The sequence below is a fragment of the Rathayibacter sp. AY1H3 genome (genome assembly GCF_002932015.1).
Genome location: NZ_PSUU01000002.1, coordinates 18,363 through 37,767 on the forward strand (window position 1 = coordinate 18,363; position 19,405 = coordinate 37,767).

Sequence of the window (19,405 nt, forward strand, 5' to 3'; positions counted from 1 at the left end):
CCGAGGGCCGTGAACCGCAGCCCGCTCCCCGGGGACGGCGCGTTCATGACCGCCGGCTGGGCCGATCCGGAGCCGGTGATCGACCCCGACGACCCGGTGCTCGCCTACACCGCGGAGCGCCGGTCGCGACTGGCGCAGGCGCTGCCCGCCGAGCTGCTGATCATCCCCGCCGGCCTGCCGCGGGTGCGCTCGAACGACAGCGACCACCGCTTCCGCCCGGGCACCGACCACGTGTGGCTGACGGGCAACGGAGTCGCCGAGAGCGTGCTCGTCGTCGACACGACGGGAGGGGAGGCCGGCTCGATCCTGTACCTGCGTGCTCCCTCCGGCCGCGACGGAGACGAGTTCTGGCAGAACGACGCGCTCGGCGACCTCTGGGTCGGGCCGCGGCCGTCGCTCGCCGAGACGCAGGCGGCGCTGGGCATCGAGACCCGGCCGCTGGCCGACTTCACCCGCGACGTGGAGCGGGCCGCGCGGCGGGCCCGGCGCATCCGGGTCCTGCCCACCCTCGACGAGAGCGTCGACGAGCTGGTGCGGAGCATCTGCGGGCCGGAGCTCGGACCGCACCTCGTGCTCAAGGCGACGCTCGACGAGCTGCGCCTGATCAAGAACGACTGGGAGATCGGACGGCTGCAGCTCGCCGTCGACGGCACGGCGCGGGGCTTCGACGACTGCCTCGAGGCGTGGCCGGTCGCCCGCGCGATGCCCCGCGGCGAGCGCTACCTCGAGGGCACCTTCGCCCGCCGCGCCCTGGTCGAGGGACAGGGGCCGGCCTACGGATCGGTCGTCGCCTCGGGAGCGCACGCCACGACCCTGCACTACACGCGGAACACCGGGCCCCTCGCCGAGGGCGATCTCGTCCTGATGGACATGGGGGTCGAGCTGCACTCGCTCTACGCCGCCGACATCACCCGGACCTTCCCGGTCAGCGGGGAGTTCACCCCGCTGCAGCGGGACGTGTACTCGATCGTGCTGCGCGCGCAGCAGGCCGGCATCGACTCCCTGCGCGCGGGAGTGCGCTTCCAGGACTACCAGGACGCGTGCGGGCGAGCCCTCACCGAGGGGCTGATCGACCTCGGCCTGATCCGCTGCTCCGTCGACGAGGCCATGGCCCCGTCCGCGTCGTACCACCGCCGGTGGAGCATCTCCCGCGCCGGGCACATGCTCGGGATGGACGTGCACGACTGCAACCACGCTCCGCACGAGACGTACCTCGGCGGAGTGCTCGCGGCCGGCCACACGCTCACCGTGGAACCGGGCCTCTACTTCCAGCCGGGCGACCTGACGGTCCCCGCCGAGCTGCGGGGGCTGGGCATCCGGATCGAGGACGACCTCGTGGTCACGGAGACGTCGTCGATCCTGCTCTCGGCGGCGATGCCGCGCACGCCCGACGCGGTGGAGGAGTGGATGGCGAGGTTGGCGGGCTGAGAGATCGGGCCCTCGACGCGATCGGCCGACGCGGCCTACGGGAGCTGCGGGGGCGCGATCAGTTCGAGGAATCCGCCGAGGGCACCTTCGAGGTAGATGATGCGCGTGCCGGCTCGGGCGCCAGCGGTCATCCGGTGAGGTGTCCCGACCGGTCTCCAACCGTGTCCAGCGCAGAGCTCGAGGACACGATCGAGGTCCGAGACCGTGAGCGCGATGTGCACCGTGCCGACCTGTGCGGGCGAGCCGGCGGACTCGAGCTGTCGGGGCGGGTCGTACTGCAGCAGCTCCACACGGTGGGGGCCGAGGGTCACCGTCGCTGCGCGGATCACGGCTCCACGGACGCCGGTGGTCGCCGCCGTGACCTCCACGTCGAGCGTGAAGGTGCGCTCGAGCACGAACCCGAGACCGGAGCACCACAGCACCAGCGCGTCGTCGAGGTCGGCCACGGTGAGACCGGAGTGAGCGACGTCGGAGACGAGCGGTGATGCCATGACATCAGTATCGAGCTCCGACACTCCTGCCTGCGGATGTGCGGCGATCCTCACCCTCCCTGGGTGAGGCCGGTGATGAGGTTGATGGCGACGGCGACGACGAAGGTGCCGAAGAAGTAGGACAGCAGGGCGTGGGCCAGGGCTACGCGGCGTGAGGGGGTGGAGGACTGGGTGATGCTGCTCGCGCTGTAGGCCATCCCGATCGAGAACGCGGTGTAGGCGAAGTCGCTGTAGGACGGGTCCTCGTCCTGGTCGAAGTCGAAGCGGTGGCGGTCGTCGAGGTAGTACATGCGCGCGTACTTGAAGGCGTAGACGGTGTTGACGAGCGCCCAGGCCGCGACGACCCCGACGACCGCGAGGATCGCGGCCGCGGATCCGACGGGGTCCTTCTGCTGGCTGCGGAGGAGTGCGACGACCACGAGGACGAGGCTGAAGAAGGTGGCGGCGATGATGAGCGAGTCGACCAGCTTCCGGGACCGGTCCTCGTGGCGGGCGAGGTCGCGGGTGCGTTCCGGGCCGGCCGGCCACGCCGTCGACCAGGCCCAGACGAGGAACACCGCCGCGGCGATCGCCCAGCGGAGCAGAGGCGACAGATCGGGGACCGCAGTGGACCCTGAGCGCTCGGGCCGGAGATCCTTCAGACGGGCACGATCGGCCCCAGCACATTGAGCGCGACGACGGCCACCAGCTGGACGACGCCCGCGGTGACCAGTCGACCACCGAGGTGCGACGTGTCAGCGGGCCGCTCGGTCACCGAGCCGATCCGTACTGCTCCCGACGTCGTCCGGCACGTGAGTCAGGATGTCGCCCACCTGGCAGCCGAGGACCTCGCAGATGGCGTCGAGTGCTGAGGAACTCACACCATCCTCCTGCGAAGAGGGGGCGGTGTCAGCCGGAGAGGGCAGTGCCCGAGATCGGGTGGGTCAGTCGTCGTCGCTATCGGGCGCGGGTGCCTGATCGGTGCTGGTGCTCGAGGTGGAGTCGGACCAGACTGCTTGTGCGCCGGAGTCGCCGATGCGGATGACGTCGATGGTCGCTCCGACGGAGATGGCGATCGCTGCGACGGCGAGCACGATTCCGACGAGGGGGCGGCGGGTGGTGGCGGCTCGGTCCTCGGTTCGTCGCGTGCGGCGGAACCAGAGCCACTGGACCAGGGCGACGAGGAACAGGCCGGCAGCACAGGGGAGCAGGTGGTAGCCGAGCTCGGTGTGCTTCTCGAGGATCGCGGACGGCTCCGTCTGTCGTTCGAGCGCTTCACCGGCCTGCGGGGTGAGCCGGACGGCGATAAGCGCGGCGAGGGCGATGATCGGGGTGAGGATCCCGAACTTGCGGCGGGCGGCCGGCCAGAGGCTGCCGAGGATGAGCATCAGTGCGGCGAGGGGGAGCAGAACCACGACGGCGTGCACGAGGAGCGGGTGGAGGGGGAGGCCGTTGATCTGCCAGTCGTTCATCGGGGGCGCCTTCGGTCGAGAGGGGGGCTGTCCTCGTGACGCTAACGCGCCCCGCCCTGCGCGCTCTGCCGTTGGACGTGTTCGTGTGAGCCCTCGAACGATCACTCGCCCGTCCTCCGAGCCGACTCCCCGCTTCACCGCCGATATGCGAGGAGCCGACCGAGCGGAGTCAGGACGTGTGCCGGCTCGCCGGTGCGATCAGGCGGCGGAGCCGGTCGGTCACGAGAAGGGCACCGGCGGCGTCGATGGTGAGGACGTCGACGTCGAAGCGGTCGGTGACGGTGTCGAGCGTCCCGACGCCGCCGGCGAGGATCGCGGTCGCGAGGACGTCGGCGGTGACGAAGTCCTCGGCGATCACGGACACCTGCACGAAGGGGACGTCACCGGGCTCGGCAGGTCGGCGCCAGACGTGCTCTCCGCGTTCGGCGGTCCCGGAGGTGGCGATCGCGCGGCGACCGTCGCCGAGGGGGACGATGCAGAGCAGCGCCTGCCGGTCGCCGGGATCCACGATCCCGATCGTCCAGCTGTCGGCGGGCGAGGTGAGGACGTCTCCCCCGACATCGAGGAGCCATTCGCCGTCGCCGAGCAGCCGGGCCGCGTGCGCCATGGTGGTCGCTTTGACGGTTCCGGCGAGGTCGATGACCCCGTCGGGCCGGTGCGGGGTGAAGGCGCCGTCCGTCGCCGTTCGCCAGTGCAGCGATTCGGTGTAGGCGGTCCGCATCTGCTCGGACGCGGCCGTCAGCGCGAGCTCGCCGCGGGCGATCCGGGACGCCTCCGACTCCGGCCGGTACAGGCTGAAGCGGGCGTCGGCGTCGGCGAAGACGGCTTCGACGTCGCCGACCGGGGTGTCGTCGGCGGCGCGCAGGCTGACGACGGTGCCCATCGTCGTGAACGTGTGCACGGTCAGAGTCCGGCCTGGTCGATCGCCGATTGCAGGGAGGTGAGGTACCCGTCGCTGGTGTAGGTCGCTCCGCTGACCGCCTGCACGTTCGCGGACTGGGCGGCGAGGACTTCTTGACGCAGGATCGGCGCGGCCCGGTGCGAGATCGACACGGACCGGCCGTCCTTGTCCGTGAGGTGCACGGCCGTGACGTCGGTGATCTGCCCGCCGGCGACGGTGATCGCGACCTGCACAGCGCCGAAGCGAGTCGGAACAGATGAGCCGGTCCACGTGCCGTCGGCCGAGGCGGACGGGCTCGCAGTGGCCGTCGAGCTCGTACCGGCCGACGGGTCGGTGGGCGCGCCGGCGGAGGGCGTCGTCGAGGCGGGGGCGCCGGCCGGGGTCGGCGTGGTCACCGCGGGAGCCGCTCCTTCCGTGGCTGTGGTGTCGCTCGTCCCGGTGGCGAGCGGGGACCCGGTGGCGCCGGCGGATCCCATCTGCCAGCCGACGACGAGGACGGCGAGGGAGGCGAGGACGCTGGCGACTGCTGCTCGTGTTCTCACCAGTCGAACCTCTCCACGTGGATCTGCCGGTCGGGCAGGCCTGCCGCTCGCGCGTCGCGGACGACGAGGTCGGCCCAGGCGGTCGGACCGCAGACGAACAGGTCGGAGTCGAGCAGGCCCGGCAGTGCCGAGGTGATCGTCACACCTCGGGCGACGGACTCGGCGGACATCCACGTCGCCAGCCCTGCGGGCCGCCGGCCGATCATCCCGAACAGCGCGCCGCGGCTGCTGCGGACCAGTGTCCGAGTCTCGTCCCAGAGGTAGGTCTGGGAGTCGTCGGTGGCGCGCAGCAGGACGGTGGCCTCGCCGGGTCGGAGGCCGCCGTGCTCGAGGAGCGCTCGGGCGGGGGTGATGCCGATGCCGGCGGCGATGATCGCGAGCCGCGGGGCGGTGCGGGCGACGTCGGTGAAGATCCCGTAGGGCCCCTTGATCGAGACCGCGGTCCCGGGGCGCAGTCGTGCGAGACGGTCGGTCCCGGCTCCGAGTGCGCGGACGGTGATCCGAGCGCGGGTGTCGGTCGGGACGGCGGAGAAGGAGATCGGGTGCGCATGCCACCAGGTGCCGCGGCTCCAGAACCGCCAGATCGCGTACTGCCCGCCGATCACGCCGAGGCGGGAGAGGTCGCGGCCGGAGAGGTGGAGCGAGAAGACGCCGGGGGCGATCGTCTCGACGGCCTCGACCCGGATCCGGTGCCGCAGGGTGGCGAGTACGGGCACCGCGAACCGGAACCCGGCGATCGCTCCGAACGCCAGGACGTAGAGGGCGAGCCAGTAGACGCGCTGCGGGGTGCTCCCGGCGAGGACCTGGCCGGCGGAGAGCTGGTGGGGGACGGCGACGAGGACCGCCGCGTAGCTGAGGAGGTGGATCGCGTGCCACGCCTCGTACGCGAAGCGGCGGCGCACGGCGACGAGGGAGGTGACGACGACGAGCACCAGCAGGGTGCTGCCGAGCAGCGCCAGGAGCATGTCGGCGCCGGAGTACAGAGCGAGTGTCTCGTTCCACAGCGTCAGCCCGTCGGTGAGGGCGTAGCCGACGGTGAGCAGGGCACCGTGCCCGAGGATCAGAGACAGGGCGGGCTTGCCGAGGCGACGGTGCAGCGCCATCGCGGTGTCCTGGCCGAAGGTGCGATCGATCCAGGGGATCCGGGCGGCGAGGACGAGCATGACCAGGATCAGGTCGGTGCCGACGAGGCCGGCGACGATCCCTGCGGCCGTGAGAGCTCCGGCGATATCGGTGGCCTCCGCGGGCCCGCCGGCTGCGAGGTAGAGCGCGATGGCGAGGGCGACCGAGACCCAGCCGGCGGTGACGAGCGCGTCCGCGGAACGCAGGCGCCGACGCAGGGATCGCTCGCGGTCGGCCTGCGACCGCCGCAGCGTGGTCGGCGCGTGGGGTGCGGGTGCGTTGGTCGGTCGGATCGTGGTGCTCACGGCGGCGCCCTCCGGTCGGTGTCGCATGCGCCGACCTCGGGTTTCCGGGGGCGCGCTCCTACCGTCGCGGGGGAGTCTTGGTGTCGACTATGAGGGATGCGTGCCGATTCCCCGCCGGAGTCCGATTCGTGTTCGAGGTCTCACATGTCACCGCTCGGGCAGCACGACCGTCACCCTCACTCCGGCGGGTCGACAGTTCTCGATGGTGACCGATCCGTCCGCGGTGTCAACGAGAGCTGCGACGAGGGCGAGCCCGAGCCCGCTGCCGCCGTCGCGGCTGGTGCGCGCCTCGTCGGGTCGAGAGAAGCGCTCGAACGCGTGCGGCACGAACTCCTCCGGGATGCCGTGCCCAGTGTCCCGGACGCTCAGCTCGAGGGTGGAATCGTGCTGCTCGAGGAGGAGGGTGATGCGTCCGGCAGGAGGCGTCGCGGCGATCGCATTCGCGCCGAGATTGTCGAGGATCCGCGAGAACGCGCTCACCGAGAGCGGGTAGGGCGCGTCGGCGCGCTCGATCGCGGTATCGAGCTCGATGTCGGGGCCGGTGCCGCCGGTGATCGTCCTCAGCCGGTCGACGGAGTCCATCAGCTCGGTCTCCAGCTCGCTCGCCGTCGCGCGCGCGGTGACGGGCGGGGCGGCGTCCAGCCGGGAGAGCTCCAGGAGGTTCGTCGCCAGGCGGGACAGGCGGGCGAGGGACCCCTCGGCGGCGCGGATCTCTTCTTCGAGGGCGTCCGCGTCGCCGAAGTGCCGGTGCGCGAGTTCGAGCTGGGTGATGACGACTGCCAGCGGCGTGCGGATCTCGTGGCTGGCCGCGGACACCATCTGCCGCTCCCGATCGGCGGTGTCCCGCGTCCGGGCGATGAACGCGTTCAACGTCTCCGCCAGATCCGACAGCTCATCAGTCGCCGGGCCTACGGGAAGCTCGCCGCCGTGCCGGTCGCCGAGCGACGCGGCGGTGCGGCGCATCCGCTCGACCGGACGCAGGGCGGCGCCGGTGAGCAGCCATGCGGCGAGGGCGGACAGGATCACGAGGGCCGCGGCGCTGACGAGCAGCGTCCGGTCCAGGGCCGCGACGGTCAGGTCGCTGCCGGCGCCGCTGCGAGCCGCCCACAGCTCCCACGTGCCCGCACTCGTGTCCAGGGTCCGGGAGACGATCGTGAACCGGACGTCCTCGTCGGTCATCACCGTCGAGGTGCCGTCGCTGCCGGTGCTGCGCTCCAGAACCTCGTGGACGTCGTGCGGCATCGTATCGACGGGGACCGCTCCGCCGGGAGCGCGCGCGAAGATCAGGATCCCCTCGGCCGGAGGGTCGGGGGTCTCGGTCGGGTCCGATCCCAGATCGGCGAGATACGGGGCGAGGTCGCCCTCGGCGAGGGTCACCTCGGACGCGACGACGATGCTGCGGAACTGCCCGTGCAGCACGAGGGTGATCACGCCGACCCCGATCAGCGCGACGAGGAGGCTGCCGAGGGTGATCCGGGAGCTGATCGACAGGGAGCGCAGCAACCTCACTCGGCGCGCTCCAGCCGGTATCCGGCGCCGCGGACGGTCGTGATCCGGAGGCCTGTGTCGGCGAGGGCGAGCTTCTTGCGGAGGTAGCTGACGTACTGATCCACGAGGGTCGGCTCGAACGTCTCCGTAGACCCCCACACTTCGGCGAGGATCTCCGTCCGGGTCAGTACCTCATCGAGATGCACGGCGAAGAAGCGCAGCAGCGTGAGCTCCTTGACACTCAGCGCGAAGGGACGCTCTCGGACCGTCGCGCGCACGGACAGGGCATCCAGGCGCAGCGCTCCGATCTGGACCACTGGCTGCGGGCCGCTGGCTCGGCGCCGGATCTGTGCGCGGATCCGGGCGCTCAGCTCGCCGAAGTGGAACGGCTTGGTGACGTAGTCGTCGGCGCCCGAGTCCAGCCCGAAGATCCGGTCCTCGACGGCGTCCCGCGCCGTGATCAGCACGACCGGGACGGTGCTGCCCGACTCCCGCATCCGTCGGCAGACCTCGAACCCGGTCATCCCTGGCAGCATCACGTCGACGACGGCGACATCGACGTCTCCCGCGGTGAAGGCGATCAGCGCGTCGACGCCGTTGTCGACGAGCTGCACGTCGTAGCCGTCCTCCCGCAGTCCCCGCTCGACGAGGGCACCCATCTGCGGGTCGTCCTCGACGACGAGGATCCGGGACATCAGACTGCGCCGGACGTGCCGAGCAGCAGGCCGATCAGGAACGTCGCCGCGAGGGCCAGAGCGCCGCCGACGACGATGCGGATCATCGGGCGCAGAGCCGGGCTGCCGCCGACCCGTGCGCTGATGTATCCGGTCGCGGCGAGGGCGATCAGCACCACGGCGAAGGTCACCGGAACCCTCCAGTCCGGCGGAGGGAGCAGGATCGCCAGCAGCGGCAGCACGGCTCCCAGGAGGAACGCCAGCGCCGAGGCGCCGGCGGCGGCGAGCGGGCTGGCGACCGCTTCCTCGTTCAATCCGAGCTCCGCTTCCAGATGTGCGGTCAGAGCGTCGTTCTCGGTCAGCTCGCGGGCGACCTGATGCGCTGTCTCCGGGGTCAGGCCACGCGCTCGATAGAGCCAGGCGAGTTCTTCGAGCTCCCCGTCGGGATCCTCGGCCAGCTCGACCCGCTCCTTCGCGATCAGTGCGCGCTGGCTGTCGCTCTGGCTGCTCACCGACACGTACTCGCCGAGCGCCATCGAGATCGCACCGCCGACGACCCCTGCGACGCCCGCCGTCAGGATCGGTGCCGTGGCGGTCGTCGCTCCGGCGACACCCACGACGAGAGCGGCGACCGAGACGATGCCGTCGTTCGCGCCGAGCACGCCCGCTCGCAACCAGTTCAGCCGCCCTGAAATCGCGCTGTCGTGCGGTTCCGCGCGGGGCGAGGAGGGCTGAGGCGTGAATGGGGTCGACATGAGGGCCATGCAAGCACCCACCCCTCGGTAGCGCTAGCCAGGCGAGCCTGCCCGATCCCGTCAGTGCTGCACCGGCTGGGAAGAGACGAAGGGGAGAGGCAGAGCCCAGCGCCGGCCGGGAGTTAACCCATGCAGTCAGGGTGACACGGACCCCCGTCATTCGCACTCGGACAGAGTCATCGATGGTGCAGAGCCCCAGTCGAAGCGGCGATCTGCACACCTCGGTGGGCGAGGAGATGCGGACGGTGCCGGCGGGCTGACCGCTGTCAGCCGGTCTGCTGCGGGTCATCAGGAAGCCCGACGGCTCCTAGGCTGACCCGATGAGTTCCCCGGCACCGACCCGCCCATTCGTGGGTGTAGCGCGCATCGCCGTCGGTGCAGCCGCCGTCGCGGTGATCCTCCACACCTACGCGCTGAGCATTGCGGTCGGCGACCCGAATCCGTTCGACTACTTCGGCTACTTCACGAACCAGACCAGCCTGCTCGCGAGCGCGGTGCTGATCGTCGCCGGATCGGTCGCGCTCGCCCGCCGTCCGACGCCCGTGTGGCTGAGCTACGTCCGCGGCGCGGCGACGGCCTACTCGATCGTCGTCGCCGTGATCTACAACACCCTCGTTCCCGGTACCGGGACGGCCCCGCCCTGGGTCAGCGCCGTCCTGCACGTGGTGCTCCCCGCGCTCGTCCTCCTCGACTGGATCGTCGTCAACGACCGCGGGCCGCTCTCCTGGCGCCGGCTGTGGGTGGTCCTGCCCTACCCGATCGTCTGGGTCGTCGTCGTGCTCGTCCGCGGAGCGACCGACGGGTGGGTGCCCTACGGCTTCCTGCTCCCCGAGAACGGGACGCTCTCGCTCGTCCTGCACGTCGCCGGGCTGACCTGCGCGGTGCTCCTTGCGGGCGCGCTCGTCTGGGCACTGAGCCGACGCCGCAGATCAGCCCGTTGATGTCCTGTTCTCCCTCACCGTGAATCATGAGGCGTGCTGATTCCCGACGTCGGGCGCGTCACCTCTCGTGCGCCGCGGCTCGGCCGCAGCGGGCTCTGATCACGCGCGACACGAGATCGATGACCAGCAACCCCGACATCAGTTCAGTCTCGCGAACCCGAGCGCCTTGTGCGCGTCCCGTATGGGGATGGTCCAGCGGGCGTCCGGCAGGGCGTCTCCATGCCGGACGACGAGCGGCCCGCTCGCAGGGGGGGCTTAGCGACGCGCGGATAGTGTGCACTGCGTGGTTGACGTCGCTCGGAAGGGACCCCTGAGTCCGGTGATCGCCGCGATCGCCGTCCTCGGGATGATCGTCGCGCCCGTCATGCTGACCTACCTCTCCATCAGTGAGAGAGGAATCGGCATGGGATTGATGCCCACCGACGAGGAGGCCGCAGCAGGGAAAGCCTTCCTCCTCGCGGCTGGCATCGTCGCCCTCACCAGCGCTATCAGCGTCTGGGTCCTCACCGTCATTCGCGCGACAAGCGGGGCCCATGCTCACCACGGGTGGGAAATCGTCTGGTGCATCCTGGCGTTGCCGACCGCACTCGTCGGCTTCGCCCTCGCGGCCATCGCCTCCCACATGCCTTAAGGCCGTCCCTCGACTCCCGAGCGATGATCACGGCGGCGCGATGCCAGGCCGACCGTCGCGCGCGGATGATGATCTGGCGGGCGTCCGGTAGGGGATAGGTCACAGAGGCACTGTCGAACCGACAAAGTTCGTTAATGACGCCTGAGACGAAACCGTGCTCTGAGGGCATTCACTACTGAGGGGGTGATGTCGGATGGTCGGTGCTGCTGAGGTGACGCTGGTAAATCGTCTTCGCGGCGGTGACCCGTCGGCGCTGGACGTTCTCTTCCGGATGCACGGCCGCGCGGTCTACCGCGCCGCGGGAAGCTTCCTCGCGGACGCCGGTCATGCCGAGGACGTCGTGCAGGAGAGCTTCTTCCTGCTCTGGCAGCGCCGCTCGGGCGTGCGCATCGTGGGGGAGTCGGTGCTGCCCTGGCTGCTGGTCACGGTACGCAACCTCAGCTTCTCGACCAACCGCCGCGAGCAGCGCCGACGCCACCTGCCCCTCTCCGACGACACCGCCTCTCGCGGCGTCGACGCGGAGACGAGCGACCGGCTGCTCGACGTGCGGCGTCTGGTCGAGCAGATGAGCGCGACGGACCGGGCGATCTGGACGGCGTGCATCGAGGACGACCTCAGCTACAGCGATGCCGCTCGCTCCCTCGGCCTGTCCCACGGGACTGTCCGCAACCGCCTCTCGCGGGTGCGGACATCACTGGCGAGAACCCTGACGGAACGGACAGAAGACCATGGACGATCCTGACCTGAGCGACGAGCAGCTCGAGCGCATCAGCGCACGCCTCGCGCACCGCATCCGCCGCCGCCGACGTCTCGGCCAGGCCGCGGCGGTGACCCTCGCCGGCATCGCGGGCGCGATTCTCAGCGTCGCTGTCCTCACGGCGGTGACGACGGAGCGCGGCACTCCGGTCGCAGCGCCCGTCACCTGCTGGGAACAGGACGGGCAGGGCGTCGCCCTGTCGGGCGAGATTCAGACGCCCGCGAAGCAGTCCACTGCGTCGCTCGCAGCGGCGTGTGCTGCGCTCGCTGGGACCGACGCAGACGGGACGGACGCCGCCTTGTTCTCCCTCGCAGGAACGCAGGTGTGCCAAAAGGGCGGCCGGATCGAGATATTCACGGGACTGACCACCGCGGTCGACTGCACCAACCCGCCCGCGACGCAGACCGGAGTGGACCAGTGACCGTCAGGCGGGCGAGAGTCCTCCCCCTCATAATCCTCTGCCTCTCCGCGGCGCTCCTCGCCAGTGGATGCGCGACGAGCGCCAGCAGCCCCGGGTCGCCGTCGACGGCGCAGGTGCCGGGTGAACTGCTCGGCGCCGAAGTCGCGACCAGGCTCGTCTACGAGACCACTTCGGTCGTCGGTGACCAGGGATCGGGCGGATGGCTGCTCGATCACCCCGTCAGCCTTCGCATCACCGGCACCGACGGCCGGTCGCAGCTCAGCGTCGACGGTCCCTGCAACACGCTCACCTACGACCTCCAGTCCGCCGGCCTGCAGACCTCCGTGTGGGTGGTCACCGGAGGCCCCGCGACGACGTACGTCGGCTGCCTCGACGCCGCCGACGAACGAGAGCAGTGGCTCATGGACGTGCTGGGCGCCGAGGACGTCAGCCTCACCCAGACCTCCACGACGATGCGCATCCGCTCCGGCCCCGTCACCATCGACGCCACCGCCAGCACGACCCCCATCACCACCGAGACCCCTGCCGAACCAACAGAGATGACGGAGTCCCTGACACCCACCGTTCCGCCAGAGGGTCCGCCGGGCACCCCCATTGCCACCGCCGCCTCTGAGGGACCGATCATCGACGTCCAGCAGCTGACGAACCCGGCGCTCGACCTGGCTAACGGCACCGGAGTCCAGCTCTCGACGCTCAGTGCGGAGGAGAAGAAGCAGTACCCGATCTACGCGGTCGGAACCACGTACGAGGAGCTCGCCGCTTATGACCCCGCTCTCGCGGACCACTACTGGGTCGCACAGGACGAGCCGGTCTGGGCGCTGACCGTGCACGCGCCCGCGGAGAGAACAGACGTGCCCTATGGCTTCGACCTCCATCGGGTGGACGTCTTCACCGCCGTCTACGACGGGATCAGCGGAAAGCTCCTGACGTCACAGGGCGATGTCGACCTCGCGTCTCTCGGTGCGCCCGGCGAGCTGATCACCGCCGGATAGATCCTTAGTTACCGTCCGTATGGGAATCCCCAAACGGGACGCCAGAGGCGATGCGTATGAGGCGAAGCGCGCGATTGCTTGGTGGCGCGCTCGCTACGCTCACGTGATGGTCGGCCTCTCGCAGTGGCGAACGGCGAGCTGACGCTCGCCGTTCGCGCCGCGCCCGGTTCCGGGTTCTGCTCGCTGAGGTCTGTGGTGAGTGCTCGCACCCCTGGGTGGAGCACCTCGCGGACGCCGGCCTGGTCGGCAGCCCCGTGTTCTCGGAGTGCGTCTACGAGCTCGAGCATGGGTTCAGTAGCGGACCGATTTGTCACCGACCGGTTCCGATCGATGTGTTGAGTCGCGCTGATGCCGATGCGGCGGCGGCAGGGCAGGGCGGCAGTGATCAATTGGTCGGAGGAGGCCAGATTCGGGTCGCAAAAGAAGACCTTGACGCCTCATGTCAGCGTCCGGCGAGAGTGGTCAGCAGGTCCTGGATGCTCGTTTTCTCGACAACCGGGTCGGGGCTGCCGGCGCGGACGGAGGAGAGAACGGGGTCGATCTGCTGGTCGACGTAGGTCCACGTCTGGCAGTTCGCGGCGCTCAGTGCGGGCTCCGCGTCGTCCCAGGCGGTCTCAAGGTCGGTGGCGCGGGCTTTCGCGCCGGCCTGATCGCCGCTGGTGACGAGGGCGAGGGTGTCGGCGGTGATCGTCTGGAAGTTCTGCACGTCGGCGGAGGGGAAGTCGGTCTGAACGGATGCCTTCGCGTCAGCTGCGGACAGCGTTCCCGACGCATCGCAGGCCGGGGCTGCGCCTTCCGGTGCCGGACTGGTGTGCGGCTGGCTGTTGGTGAAGGCGAGCAGCCCGACGACGGCGACGGCGAGGACCGCGAAGGCGACGAGTGAACGGCGTTCGCGGGCGACTGGCGTGGTGTAGTGCTCGGATGCGCCCTTGTCGACATCGGCCTTGCTGAGGGAGAGGTAGACGACGGTGGCGAGGATCGCGAGCAGGAAGATGATGCTGGTGACGAAGGTGCCGAGCCCGAGGCCCTGCTCGTCGGGGGACAGGCCGAGCCAGTCGCCGATGTTGGCGCCGAGGGGGCGGGTGAGGATTTAGGCGATCCAGAACGCGAGGACGGGGTTCGCTCCGTAGCGCCAGAGGCCCGTGACGATGGCGATCAGGGCGAGGGGCAAGAGGATCGAGACGCCGGGGCCCCAGCCGGTGAGCTCGAGGGTCCAGTCGCCGAGGGCGGTGCCGAGCGCGAAGGTGACGAGGACGGTGAGCCAGTAGAACGCCTCGCGCGGGGTGGTGTCGATGCTGTGGATGGAGAGGGTGCGCTCCTTCGAGTACCAGACGCTGAACACGATCGCGAGCAGCACGGAGAAGACGAGGGAGCTGGCCCAGAGGGGGACGCCGAGCTGGTCGGTGAGGATGTCGGTGAGCAGGGTGCCGGTGACGCTCATGACGACGACGGTCAGCCAGTACGCGGCGGGCAGGTAGCGGCGCAGCCGCATCTGGATCGCGAGCACGACTGCGGTGACGATGATGAAGATCACGGCGGTCGCGATGAGGCCGACGCCGAGGACCATGTTGATCCAGTCGGCGAAGCTCTCGCCGACGGTGGTGCAGAGGATCTTGATGATCCAGAACCAGATCGTGACCTCGGGGACCTTGCTGAGCAGCCGCCGGCCGCGGGACGGTGCTGCCGTCGTTGAGATGTCCATGCCCGCAGAGTCTCAGTCGGGACGTGGGCGGCGGCTCGGGATGCGCCGTGCTGCGTTGTGTTTGCTCACAACGACCCGAAGTACCCGAACGCGATCAGGTCGGTACCGAGCTGATGGGGTCGAGGCTCTGTGCTTTCACAACGGATGCAGGGGAATCCGCCGCCGCCACAGACGGCTCGTTCATAGCGTGGACTTCTGCGGCGTGCTTCGCGTCGAGAGACGAGGACGACACTGATGCCGAACCGGGAACCCCTACCGGACGGTGCGATCGCCTATCGGGCGGCGCGACGCTGGCCGCTGATCTCGGCGGGCCTCGCGGTGCTGCTCACGGGACTTCTGGCCGCGCTGATCTTCTACCGCGAGCACGACAAGCCGTTCGGGTTCGACACCGCGTGGATGAACGAGATCATCGAGCACCGGTCGACGTTCTGGCTGGTGCCGTTGCTGGTGATGAACAGCCTCGGCGGCGGGATCGTCGGCACGATCGTGGTCCCGCTCGTCGTGTTCGTGGCGCTGCTGGTCTGGCGGGGTCGCTGGGCGGCGACGTACTTCGCGATCGCCGCGCCGCTGAGCGGGCTGCTGGTGCAGATCCTCAAGAACGCGGTGGGGCGTCCGCGGCCGCTGGAGATCCTCGTGAACGCCGACTTCGGCTCGTTCCCCTCCGGCCACAGCGCGAACGCCGCCACGACCGCGATGGTCCTCGCGATCGTCTTCCCGCTGTGGTGGGTCCGCATCGCCGGAGCCCTTTACACGGTGGCGATGATGCTCAGCCGCACGTACCTCGGTGCGCACTGGATCTCCGACACCGTCGGCGGGCTGCTCCTGGGCGCCGGGGTGGCGTTGATCGTCTGGGCGCCGCTCGCGGTCAGGCTGCACACCGAACGTGCTGCATCACCGTCGTTCCGTTGGCGGCGCTTCTCCGGGCACCGTCCGACCAGATGACGGCGGAAGGCAGCGGGCAGCGCTGCCGGTGAGCGGGTCGCTGTGCGCTTGTTCAACGGACCCGGCGAAGCCCCCAGGCCCGGGTGCCGCAGGCTGCCCGAGCATGGCGGCATGACGCACCTCACCGATCAGCGCCGCCCTCCGCTCCCTCGGATCCGCTCACATCTCGTCGCCGGCCGGTACGCCGCCTCGACGGTGCCCGAGGCGACGGCGCTGTTCTGGATCCTCAAGGTGCTGACGACGGGGATGGGCGAGACGGCGTCGGACTTCCTCGCGACCGCGTTCGACCCGGTGATCGTGGTCGGCGCGACAGGGCTCGCGTTCCTCGCGGCACTCGCGCTGCAGTTCGCGGCCCGCCGGTACGTCCCCTGGGTGTACTGGCTGGCGGTGCTGATGGTGAGTGTCTTCGGCACGATGGCCGCCGACGTGCTGCACGTGGTCGCCGAGGTCCCGTACCTCGTCTCGACTCTCGGGTTCGCGGTGGCGCTCGCGGCGGTCTTTGTCGTGTGGTGGCGGGTGGAGCGGACGCTGTCCATCCACTCGATCACGACACCGCGCCGCTCCGCGTTCTACTGGCTCACCGTCTCCGGGACCTTCGCGCTCGGCACGGCCGCCGGGGACCTGACCGCGTCGACGCTCGGGTTCGGCTACCTGCCGTCCGCGGTCCTGTTCGCGGCGGTCATCGCGGTGCCGGCGCTCGCGCACCGGTTCACGGGGCGGAACGCGGTCCTCGCGTTCTGGGCCGCCTACGTCGTCACGCGACCGCTCGGCGCCTCGGTCTGCGACTGGCTCGCGGATCCGGTCGACCGGAAGGGCCTGGGCCTGGGCACCGGCCCGGTCACGCTCGCGGCCCTCGCGGTGTTCATGCTGCTGGTAGCGGTGATCGCGCTCCGCCGACCGCGCGCGGCCGTCACGGCGACCCCCTGAGCGCTGGGCTCAGGCGTCGCGTCCGGCGCGGTTCTTCTGCCGCCAGTAGGTGAGGGCGATGCCGGCGAGGCTGAGAACGACGATGCCGACGAGGACGATGTCGATGTACTTCCCCACGAAGTCCGCGACGCCGGGGATCTGCCCGAGGAAGAAGCCGAGGAGGATCACGCCGGTGGACCAGACGGCGGCGCCGAGGGCGTTGAAGCCGACGAAGTGGCCGTAGTGCATCTTCCCGACGCCGGCGGCGACGGGGGCGAAGGTGCGCACGACCGGCACGAAGCGGGCGATGGTGACCGCCCAGCCGCCGAACCGGTCGAAGAACGACTGGGTGCGGGCGACGCTCGAGCGGCTGAAGAGCCCGCTGTCCTTGCGCTCGAAGGTCCGCGGCCCGCTCGCGCGGCCGATGACGAACCGGAGCTGGTCGCCGAGGAACGCGGCGGCGGCGACCATCAGGATCAACAGCGGCACCGGCAGGGAGATCACGCCGGTCGCGACGAAGACACCGGTGAAGAAGAGGAGGGTGTCACCGGGGAGGAAGAACCCGATCAGCAGGCCCGTCTCGACGAAGGCGATCAGGCAGACCAGGGCGATCGCCCAGGGGCCGGCGCCGTCGAGGAGGGATTGGGGGTCGATCATCGGTTCTCCTTGCGAGAGGTCGGGTGGGGCTGCGTGGCGGGGATGCGGACGTCGACACCGAGGCCGTGGGGGGCGAGGTTGCGGAGTCGGAGCTCGCCGCCGGCGGCGCGGCTGAGACCGGCGACGATCGCGAGCCCGAGGCCGGCGCCGCCGTCGCGGGAGCGGGCGGCATCCGGGCGGGTGAAACGGTCAGTCGCGACCGCGAGGAACGCGTCAGGAACGCCCGGGCCGTCGTCGTCGACGGAGAGGACGATCTCTTCGGCGCGCTCGACGAGGGTCGCGCTGACGCTGCCGCCGTCGGGCGTCGCAGTGACGGCGTTCGCGAGCAGGTTGTCCAGGATCCGGCCGAAATCGGTCGGGGAGATCGGGTACCGGGCGGCGACGATCGAGGCGGGGGCGACGAAGTCGATCGCGAGGTCCCGCTCGCGGGCGAGCATCCGGGCGCGGTCGACGCTGTCGGCTACCTCCTCCCGCAGAGCCGCCGAGGAGGCGTCGCCGGTAGCGATGCCCGCGTCGATCCTCGACAGGATCAGCAGCCCGTCCGTCAGGGACTGCAGGCGGTCGATCGAGCGGCGCGCGTCGACGACATCGGCGTAGAGAGCCGCCGGATCGTCGCGGACCCGCTCAGCGAGCTCGAGCCGGGTGCGCAGCGCGGCGAGCGGGGTGCGCAGCTCGTGGCTCGCGTCGGCGACGAGCCGCCGCTCCCGGTCCGCCGACTCCCGCAGGTCCGCGATCAGCGCGTTCAGGGTCGAGGCGAGGTCGGAGAGCTCGTCGCGGGCGGGCCCGACCGGGAGCAGCTCGGTGGAGCGTCCCTGGCGCAGCCGGTCGGCGATCGCGCGCATCCTGCCGACGGGGCGCAGCGCGAGGCCGACGAGGACCCAGGACGTCACAGCGAACACGACGAAGAGGATCGCCAGGGCGAGGAGGAGTGTCCTGCTGACGCCGCCGACGACCGCATCGGCGGAGTCGCGGCTCTCCTCGATCAGCGCCCGCAACGCTCCCGAGCGGACCAGCTCGATGGTGGAGGCGTCGAGGATGTGGTCCAGCTGCTCGCGGACGACGATCGCGACGATCCCGAAGAACAGCATCGCGACCAGCAGGCTCGACACCGTGATCCGCACCCGGATCGACAGGGACCGCCAGCTCACGGCTTCCCCCCGAGCCGGTAGCCCGCACCCCGACGGGTGACGATCTCGACCGACGCGGCACCGGCGACGAGCTTGCGGCGGAGGTAGCTGACGTACTGCTCCGCGATGTTGTGGTCCACGAAGTCCGCCGACCCCCACACTTCGAGCAGGATCTCCTCCCGCGGCACGAAGTCCCCGGCACGCGCCGCGAGCGCGCGGAGGACTCCGAACTCCTTGGGACTCAGCGGCAGGACGGCGCCGTCGATCGTCGCGGCGTGCGCGTAGGGGTCGACGCGCAGATTTCCCAGCACGACCGGTGCCCGGTTCGTGAGGTGCTCTCTGCGGATCATCGCTCGGAGGCGGGCGGAGAGCTCCTCGAAGTGGAACGGTTTCGCGAGGTAGTCGTCGGCGCCCGCGTCGAGGCCGAACACGCGGTCCTGCAGGGCGTCGCGGGCGGTGAGCATGATCACCGGGAGCGTGGCACCGCTCGCGCGCAGGTGCCGGCAGATCTCGAAGCCACTCATCCCCGGGAGCATCACGTCGAGGATCGCCGCGGAGTAGTCCGCTTCGCGCGCCGAATTGAGCGCGTCGACCCCGTTCGAGAACAGGTCGACGTCGTAGCCGTCGCCGGTGAGGCCCCGCTTGATGAGCTCGCCCATCTCGACGTCGTCTTCGACGACCATCACCGCGTCACGCATCCAGGCCTCCTACGGTCATGCTCGCACCCGTGGCGCGGCGGAACCGGCCTACTCCGCGGAGATATGCGGCTTCTCAGCGGTACGCACTGCATACAAAGGCAGCACGTGCGGCCCGATGGAGCAGCACGCCCCTGGTGCGCAGACGATCTCGGACGCGGGCACCGACATGGACGCCGACCTCCGGTCGACGCGGTGCTGTGCGCTGTGCGCATTTTTGCCTGGAAGCCTTCGGCAACGTACGGGCCTGCGGCGTCCACGCAAGCCGCTGCGCGGCCGGCTCCTCCGACGTTCTCGGCACGCGGTCGCTGCGCTCCCTCACATCGCGCCGACAACCTCTCCTCCTCCGCCTTCCGGGTTGCGCTCCCACCTCCGACCCTGCTCGGCACTACGTGCCTTCCAGGCAAAAAAACGCTGGGAGAGAAGGAAGAACAACCGAGCCAGACCACCCCCGCTGGCTTGACAAACCTGATTGAG

23 protein-coding genes and 1 pseudogene are annotated in these 19,405 nt (G+C 70.3%); 8 read left to right on the forward strand and 16 right to left on the reverse strand.

Features of this window, described 5'->3' with window-relative positions; all coding sequences use genetic code 11:
• Positions 1 to 9 precede the first annotated feature (9 nt).
• Entirely contained in the window at positions 10 to 1,428 is a 1,419-nt protein-coding gene (locus tag C5C33_RS01740) for an aminopeptidase P family protein (RefSeq protein WP_219812914.1), read from the forward strand.
• 35 nt (positions 1,429 to 1,463) lie between these two features.
• On the opposite strand, the gene C5C33_RS01745 is transcribed toward C5C33_RS01740, so the two are convergent.
• The 10 genes from C5C33_RS01745 to C5C33_RS01790 form a co-directional block, all read right to left on the reverse strand.
• Positions 1,464 to 1,919, reverse strand: coding sequence for a VOC family protein (locus tag C5C33_RS01745; RefSeq protein WP_104223254.1), 456 nt, complete (start codon positions 1,917 to 1,919; stop codon positions 1,464 to 1,466).
• Between the two features lie 50 nt (positions 1,920 to 1,969).
• Complete coding sequence (locus C5C33_RS01750; protein ID WP_104260251.1) at positions 1,970 to 2,560, reverse strand: DUF1345 domain-containing protein; 591 nt, start codon at positions 2,558 to 2,560, stop codon at positions 1,970 to 1,972.
• Positions 2,561 to 2,653: 93 nt separating this feature from the next.
• Complete coding sequence (locus tag C5C33_RS19185; RefSeq protein ID WP_181127398.1) at positions 2,654 to 2,779, reverse strand: helix-turn-helix transcriptional regulator; 126 nt, start codon at positions 2,777 to 2,779, stop codon at positions 2,654 to 2,656.
• 63 nt (positions 2,780 to 2,842) lie between these two features.
• Positions 2,843 to 3,370, reverse strand: a complete 528-nt coding sequence (locus C5C33_RS01760) for a DUF2231 domain-containing protein (protein ID WP_104260253.1) — start codon at positions 3,368 to 3,370, stop codon at positions 2,843 to 2,845.
• A gap of 169 nt (positions 3,371 to 3,539) precedes the next feature.
• Positions 3,540 to 4,271 carry an FAD:protein FMN transferase gene (locus tag C5C33_RS01765; protein ID WP_258069152.1) on the reverse strand — a complete coding sequence of 244 codons (732 nt, stop codon included), beginning with the start codon at positions 4,269 to 4,271 and terminating at the stop codon, positions 3,540 to 3,542.
• Between the two features lie 2 nt (positions 4,272 to 4,273).
• Positions 4,274 to 4,813, reverse strand: a complete 540-nt coding sequence (locus C5C33_RS01770; protein WP_258063405.1) for an FMN-binding protein — start codon at positions 4,811 to 4,813, stop codon at positions 4,274 to 4,276.
• A complete protein-coding gene (locus C5C33_RS01775) occupies positions 4,810 to 6,240 on the reverse strand; it encodes a ferredoxin reductase family protein (RefSeq protein WP_258069153.1) in 1,431 nt (476 codons plus the stop codon). The genes C5C33_RS01770 and C5C33_RS01775 overlap by 4 nt, the downstream gene beginning before the upstream one ends.
• A 147-nt stretch (positions 6,241 to 6,387) precedes the next feature.
• A complete protein-coding gene (locus tag C5C33_RS01780) occupies positions 6,388 to 7,749 on the reverse strand; it encodes a cell wall metabolism sensor histidine kinase WalK (RefSeq protein WP_146085730.1) in 1,362 nt (453 codons plus the stop codon).
• The gene (locus C5C33_RS01785) at positions 7,746 to 8,423 is read right to left on the reverse strand and encodes a response regulator transcription factor (protein ID WP_104226516.1); all 678 of its coding nucleotides are present in this window, start codon (positions 8,421 to 8,423) and stop codon (positions 7,746 to 7,748) included. Before C5C33_RS01785 ends, C5C33_RS01780 begins: the two co-directional genes overlap by 4 nt.
• The gene (locus C5C33_RS01790) at positions 8,423 to 9,157 is read right to left on the reverse strand and encodes a VIT1/CCC1 transporter family protein (protein ID WP_258063407.1); all 735 of its coding nucleotides are present in this window, start codon (positions 9,155 to 9,157) and stop codon (positions 8,423 to 8,425) included. Before C5C33_RS01790 ends, C5C33_RS01785 begins: the two co-directional genes overlap by 1 nt.
• Positions 9,158 to 9,507: 350 nt before the next feature.
• On the opposite strand from C5C33_RS01790, the gene C5C33_RS01795 reads away from it, so the two are divergent.
• The 5 genes from C5C33_RS01795 (at position 9,508) to C5C33_RS01815 (ending at position 12,899) form a co-directional block, all read left to right on the forward strand.
• Positions 9,508 to 10,098: a Pr6Pr family membrane protein gene (locus C5C33_RS01795; RefSeq protein WP_258069154.1), complete on the forward strand. Its 591-nt coding sequence runs from the start codon at positions 9,508 to 9,510 to the stop codon at positions 10,096 to 10,098.
• A 283-nt stretch (positions 10,099 to 10,381) separates the two neighbouring features.
• The gene (locus C5C33_RS01800; protein ID WP_146081505.1) at positions 10,382 to 10,729 is read left to right on the forward strand and encodes a hypothetical protein; all 348 of its coding nucleotides are present in this window, start codon (positions 10,382 to 10,384) and stop codon (positions 10,727 to 10,729) included.
• A gap of 193 nt (positions 10,730 to 10,922) precedes the next feature.
• On the forward strand, positions 10,923 to 11,471 hold the full coding sequence (locus C5C33_RS01805) for an RNA polymerase sigma factor (protein WP_104260258.1): 549 nt from the start codon (positions 10,923 to 10,925) through the stop codon (positions 11,469 to 11,471).
• Positions 11,458 to 11,907: a hypothetical protein gene (locus C5C33_RS01810; protein ID WP_104260259.1), complete on the forward strand. Its 450-nt coding sequence runs from the start codon at positions 11,458 to 11,460 to the stop codon at positions 11,905 to 11,907. The genes C5C33_RS01805 and C5C33_RS01810 overlap by 14 nt, the downstream gene beginning before the upstream one ends.
• A gap of 113 nt (positions 11,908 to 12,020) precedes the next feature.
• Entirely contained in the window at positions 12,021 to 12,899 is an 879-nt protein-coding gene (locus C5C33_RS01815; protein ID WP_146085731.1) for a hypothetical protein, read from the forward strand.
• Positions 12,900 to 13,341: 442 nt separating this feature from the next.
• Here the strand turns inward: C5C33_RS01815 and C5C33_RS18860 are convergent, their stop codons facing one another.
• The 3 genes and pseudogenes from C5C33_RS18860 to C5C33_RS18870 form a co-directional block, all read right to left on the reverse strand.
• Positions 13,342 to 13,605, reverse strand: a complete 264-nt coding sequence (locus C5C33_RS18860; RefSeq protein WP_258069155.1) for a hypothetical protein — start codon at positions 13,603 to 13,605, stop codon at positions 13,342 to 13,344.
• A gap of 249 nt (positions 13,606 to 13,854) precedes the next feature.
• Positions 13,855 to 13,989 (reverse strand): annotated as a pseudogene (locus C5C33_RS18865) (hypothetical protein); the annotation flags it as partial.
• Positions 13,990 to 14,601, reverse strand: coding sequence for a hypothetical protein (locus C5C33_RS18870; protein WP_258069156.1), 612 nt, complete (start codon positions 14,599 to 14,601; stop codon positions 13,990 to 13,992).
• A 234-nt stretch (positions 14,602 to 14,835) separates the two neighbouring features.
• On the opposite strand from C5C33_RS18870, the gene C5C33_RS01825 reads away from it, so the two are divergent.
• Entirely contained in the window at positions 14,836 to 15,543 is a 708-nt protein-coding gene (locus C5C33_RS01825; RefSeq protein ID WP_181136171.1) for a phosphatase PAP2 family protein, read from the forward strand.
• 111 nt (positions 15,544 to 15,654) lie between these two features.
• The gene (locus C5C33_RS01830; protein ID WP_104260261.1) at positions 15,655 to 16,470 is read left to right on the forward strand and encodes a hypothetical protein; all 816 of its coding nucleotides are present in this window, start codon (positions 15,655 to 15,657) and stop codon (positions 16,468 to 16,470) included.
• A 9-nt stretch (positions 16,471 to 16,479) separates the two neighbouring features.
• On the opposite strand, the gene C5C33_RS01835 is transcribed toward C5C33_RS01830, so the two are convergent.
• Genes C5C33_RS01835 through C5C33_RS01845 form a run of 3 tightly spaced genes read right to left on the reverse strand, consistent with a single transcriptional unit; the run spans position 16,480 to position 18,931 of the window.
• A complete protein-coding gene (locus tag C5C33_RS01835; protein WP_104260262.1) occupies positions 16,480 to 17,106 on the reverse strand; it encodes a DedA family protein in 627 nt (208 codons plus the stop codon).
• A complete protein-coding gene (locus C5C33_RS01840; protein ID WP_104260263.1) occupies positions 17,103 to 18,254 on the reverse strand; it encodes a HAMP domain-containing sensor histidine kinase in 1,152 nt (383 codons plus the stop codon). Before C5C33_RS01840 ends, C5C33_RS01835 begins: the two co-directional genes overlap by 4 nt.
• Positions 18,251 to 18,931: a response regulator transcription factor gene (locus tag C5C33_RS01845; protein ID WP_104260264.1), complete on the reverse strand. Its 681-nt coding sequence runs from the start codon at positions 18,929 to 18,931 to the stop codon at positions 18,251 to 18,253. The genes C5C33_RS01840 and C5C33_RS01845 overlap by 4 nt, the downstream gene beginning before the upstream one ends.
• Between the last annotated feature and the right edge of the window lie 474 nt (positions 18,932 to 19,405).